This window comes from Methanocalculus sp., from assembly GCF_029762515.1.
Classification (GTDB): domain Archaea; phylum Halobacteriota; class Methanomicrobia; order Methanomicrobiales; family Methanocorpusculaceae; genus Methanocalculus.
In genome coordinates, this window is record NZ_JARVGN010000156.1 from 1 (window position 1) to 4,880 (window position 4,880).

The window sequence follows — 4,880 nt, forward strand, 5'->3', positions numbered from 1 at the left end:
TGCCCATGCATAGAGCATATCGCCTTTTGCTACCATCTTCAGGCCTCCTGTATCTTCTCAATCTTTATAGCACAGGCCTTGAACTCCGGAATCTTTGCGATCGGGTCAAGTGCATTGTTGGTCAGGACGTTTGCCGCACATTCTGCGAAGTGGAACGGCATGAACATCACACCCTTCATGATCTCCTTTGTCACGCGGGCAGGCACCTTGATCTCGCCACGGCGGGTTTTGGCAATTACCATCTCGCCGTCAACAACACCGAGATCTTTTGCATCTTCAGTATTGATCTCGATCCAGCCGGTTGGAACCTCGCTCTCAAGCGAGATTGAACGCCGGGTCATCGAACCGGTATGCCAGTGGAACAGGTTCCTGCCGGTTGTGAAGATATACGGGTATTCGGCATCCGGAACTTCGGCCGGGTACTTGAACTCGATCGGGAAGAAGACACCAAGCCCATCGGGATGTGAGAACTTGCCGATATGCAGGATCGGGGTGCCGGGGTGGTCGCCTGCCGGGCAGGGCCAGTGCAGCGCTTCGGGTTTGCGGAGACGCTCGTAGTTCATACCGCCATAGGATGGCGTGACTTTCGCTATCTCGGTGAAGACATCTTCAGCACTCTGCCAGGGGAACTGTGCTGCATATCCCATCTTTGCCGAGAGTTCGGCGAGGATCTGCCAGTCGAGTTTTGCATCGCCCGGCGGGTCCTGGGCTTTCCGCCACATCTGGACACGGCGTTCGGTTGAGGTCTGGGTGCCGTCCTTCTCTGCATAGCAGGTCGCCGGAAGAACGACATCAGCAAGCTGGGCGGTCTCGGTCAGGAAGATATCCTGCACGACGAGGAAGTCAAGGCTCTTGATTGCGTGTTCGACATGTGTCAGGTCAGGGTCGGAGAGCATCGGGTTCTCGCCCATGATGTACATCGCTTTCAGTTCACCGGGTTTCTCGGTTAGGACATCCATCATGGTGGTGACTTCATACCCGTTCTGAGGTGCTGAGATGCCATCGGGGAAGCCCCAGGCGTCTGAGAACTTCTTGTGGGCGGCTTCATCGATGACCTTCTGGTACCCGGTGAAGACGACTGGCAGACAGCCCATATCACAGGCGCCCTGCACATTGTTCTGGCCACGGAGCGCATTCACGCCGGCACCGGCTTTCCCGAGGTTGCCGGTCAGCATCTGGATGTTGGCAACGGATTTGACATTGTCCACACCGGTGGTGTGCTGCGTGATACCCATCGAGTACAGGATTGCGGTGGCACCGGATTTCGCGATCCACTCGGCAGCGGTCTTCAGCTGGTCGACCGGGATGCCGGAGATCTTCGAGACGTTCTCAAGGCTGTAGTCGGGCTTCATCACGACTTCTTTCATCGCTTCGAAGTCTTTTGTCCGGTTGGCGATGAAATCCTTGTCTTCCCAGCCATTTCTGATGATCTCCTGCATCAGACCGTTCAGAATAGCGACATCACTGCCGGATCTAAACTGCAGGTACAGGTCGGCCTGTTTGCCGGTCGGGGTGAGACGGGGGTCGGCGTAGATGATCTTCGCGCCGTTCTTCTTTGCCTGCATGACTCTCCGGCCGATCAGCGGGTGCTGTTCAAAGGTGTTGCTCCCGATGATGAAGACGCATTTCGATTCGGCGATATCGCCAATCGAGTTGGTCATTGCACCGGAGCCGAATGTCGCGGCAAGGCCGGCAACGGTCGAGGCGTGGCAGAGACGGGCACAGTGGTCGATGTGACGGGTCTTTAAGACACCACGGGCGAACTTCATGATCGCGTAGTTGTCCTCGTTCGAGGTTCTCGCGGAGGCAAGGACCGCCATCTCATCGGGCTTGTACGACTTCAGCTTCTGGGCAATGAGGTCATATGCCTCGTCCCAGCCGGCTTCGACGAACTTCCCGTCCTTTTTGATGAGCGGGGTGTTCAGACGATCTTCGCGGTTCACGAACTCGTGGGCATAGATACCCTTTGGACAGAGTTTTCCCTCATTGACAGGGGAACGCTGATAGGGGGCAACGCCCGTTACCTTGCCGTCAACGACGACGAGGTTGAATGTGCAGCCTGTCCCGCAGTACGGGCAGGTCGTTGGTACATACTTCATTTCCATGGTTAACTTACCTCGGATAACTGATAGTATGCCGACCAGACTATTTATACATAGCCATTTTTCTCCAAAAAGTGATGAATAACGGTGGAAACCGGGGGGAGAGGAGATGGAGAGAGACAATACTAATTGTTCAACCACACCACCTACACACCAGATGATTGTCATCCACATCTTCGGGAGATCAAATTCCGGCAAGACAACCCTGATCGAAGCACTATGCAGGAGGCTTGCCGGGAGAGGGCGGATCGAGACGATAAAACATAGCGGACACCACCCGCTTGCCCTGGAGGAGGGGAAAGACACAACACTCCATTACCAGGCAGGTGCATCCGGGGCCTGCGCCATAGATGAAGAGAAGAGCATCCTGATCCTTGCAGATGAACGCCTCACCAACGCTCTCGATGCCGCATCGGAGAGGGGAGCGGCATTCTGCATCGTTGAGGGATTCAAGAACGTCCCCCTGCCGGGCATTGCACTTGGAGATGTCGGGGGCGATCACATCCTCATGAGGAACCCGACTGTTGAAGAGATCCTCATGAACCTTGACCGGTTTCCGACATGGACCACCCCAAAAACTCTTCTGGACAGGCTTCTGGATGATGCCGGACCAGAATCATCCGGCAGTATGCTGATCCTTCATGGAGCTGACGAAGATGCACTCAGGGTTGCCGCTGAGGCGGCACGCAGAGCCCCCGGCATCACCGGAGCAGAAGGGAGATTACTGCACATCGGATACGGAGATGCATTTTGTGACACAAAAGGATGCCTCGCCATCGTAGGAACCACCCCACGATCCGTGACACAAGCCCTCACCCGGTGTGCAGACCTCCTCAGTGATGCAGAAGATGACAGGAATTATTAGGATAGAGACGAAGGAGATATCGTATGGAGATTGAGCGAGACACCGGAATGCATACCCGCGGAGGTGTGATCACCGAGAGGAACAGCGATTTCTGCACAGTCAGGATCAGGCTTCCGGCAGGAATCATCAATCCGCAGCAACTGTCAGGGATTGCACGGATCACAAAGAAATATGGAGCAGGCACCGCCCATCTCACCACCCGGCAGACGATGGAGATCCCGCATGTCAAAATCGAAGATCTCGAGAAACTTGGAAGAGCACTTGAAGCAAACGGCACACCCGTTGGTGCCGAGCGGGAAGAGATCGTCAATATCACCGCATGCCCCGGAACAGACCGGTGCAGGCTTGCCAATATCGACTCTATCGGGATTGCTCTTGAGACAGACAGGAAGTATTTTGCCAAAAATATGCCGGTAAGGGTCAGGATTGCAGTATCTGCCTGCCCAAACAGCTGTGTATCAGAGCGGCTCTGTGAGATTGGCATTACAGGAGTACAGCAGCCGATAAGAAACCCCGGACTCTGCACAGGCTGCGGCACCTGCGTCAATTTCTGTAAGGAAGGTGCTCTTGTCGTGAAAAGTGGTGATATCATCCTTGATCGCCAGAAGTGCATCGACTGTGGAAACTGCATCCATATCTGCCCGTTCCATATCATCAAAGGGGATCCTCCCGCATACCTGATCACCATCGGCGGCAAGCGTGGGAGGCACCCAAAGGCAGGCCGCCCTCTTGTTACCGTGACAACAATAGAGGATTTACATACCGTCATCGACATGGTCGTCACCTGGATCTACCGGAAGGCATGGGACGGCCGCCTTCTTGGGGATCAGCTCGATGAGATCGGGTTTGACACACTCAAAAAGGATGTTCTCAAGAGGATTCAACCGGAGCACGTCGTATCCGGCCCGGAGATTCCATGAAGATCAGGAGCGCAGTGAGTTGTAGGATGAGGAGTTGGTATTACAACATACATAGTTGTACAAAAACCTCTTTTTTATCATACTAGTGTTCGGTGAAAAACTGAAATTAGTTCCTATATTTGAATATTACCCCTTTTTTTATTTTTATTTTACTTTCTTAAATAATATAATCCCAGAAGATGAAAAGACAACACTTATATTCTGATATACGGTATTATTTCATGTCCCAGAGGGGACGTGCCAATCATTACCAGTACCCAATTCAGTGACGTCTTTTAGCATTCAGTATTCAATGACCGGAATGTATCAAATCAAATAATAATTGGAGGAAAAATTATGGCAAAATATACAGACACAATCGACCTCTATGACGACAACGGTAAGCTCCTGAAGAGCAATGTCGCCCTTTCGAAGGTCAGCCCGCTGACCAACCCGGCGATCCTGAAACTCGTCAACCTCACCAAGAGGACAGTCGCAGTGAACCTCGGTGGAATCGAAGCAGCACTCAAGACCGGTAAGATCGGCAAACACCAACAGATCCTTGGCCGTGAACTTGACCTTGACATCGTCAAGAATGCTGACGCAGTCACCGCAAGGATCAAGGAGATGGTGCAGGTCGCAGACGGCGATGACACCAAGATCAACACCTACGGCGGAGGGAAGCTCCTCCTCGTTCAGGCACCAACTGCACGTCTGACTGCAGCATCCACTTACGATGCAGCTATCACGGCAGTAGCATCCGCAACAACCTATGCCATCATGGACCAGTTCAATGTCGGCATGTTTGATGCAAACACCGTCAAGGCAGCTGTCTGGGGTACCTACCCGCAGACCATGGACATGGCAGGAGCAGGAGTTCAGTCTATCCTTTCCATACCACAGAACAACGAAGGTCTCGGCTACGCGCTCAGGAACATCCCGGCAAACCACGCCGTCATGATGACCCACAAGAACGCAATGCAGGGTGCAGCCCTTTCAGCCACCTTTGAGCAG

General features: G+C 53.4%; 3 protein-coding genes and 1 pseudogene. 3 read left to right on the top strand and 1 reads right to left on the bottom strand.

Annotated features, from left to right (window positions below; genetic code table 11):
- Nucleotides 1-38: 38 nt before the first annotated feature.
- On the bottom strand, nt 39-2,105 hold the full coding sequence (gene fdhF / locus QCH34_RS06745; RefSeq protein ID WP_300332101.1) for a formate dehydrogenase subunit alpha: 2,067 nt from the start codon (nt 2,103-2,105) through the stop codon (nt 39-41).
- A gap of 154 nt (nt 2,106-2,259) precedes the next feature.
- Between fdhF and mobB the strand changes: the two genes are divergently transcribed.
- The 3 genes and pseudogenes from mobB to QCH34_RS06760 all read left to right on the top strand — a co-directional run.
- A complete protein-coding gene (gene mobB, locus QCH34_RS06750) occupies nt 2,260-2,967 on the top strand; it encodes a molybdopterin-guanine dinucleotide biosynthesis protein B (protein ID WP_300332103.1) in 708 nt (235 codons plus the stop codon).
- Between the two features lie 23 nt (nt 2,968-2,990).
- A complete protein-coding gene (locus QCH34_RS06755; protein ID WP_300332105.1) occupies nt 2,991-3,887 on the top strand; it encodes a 4Fe-4S dicluster domain-containing protein in 897 nt (298 codons plus the stop codon).
- 336 nt (nt 3,888-4,223) lie between these two features.
- Nucleotides 4,224-4,880 (top strand): annotated as a pseudogene (locus tag QCH34_RS06760) (methyl-coenzyme M reductase subunit beta); the annotation flags it as partial.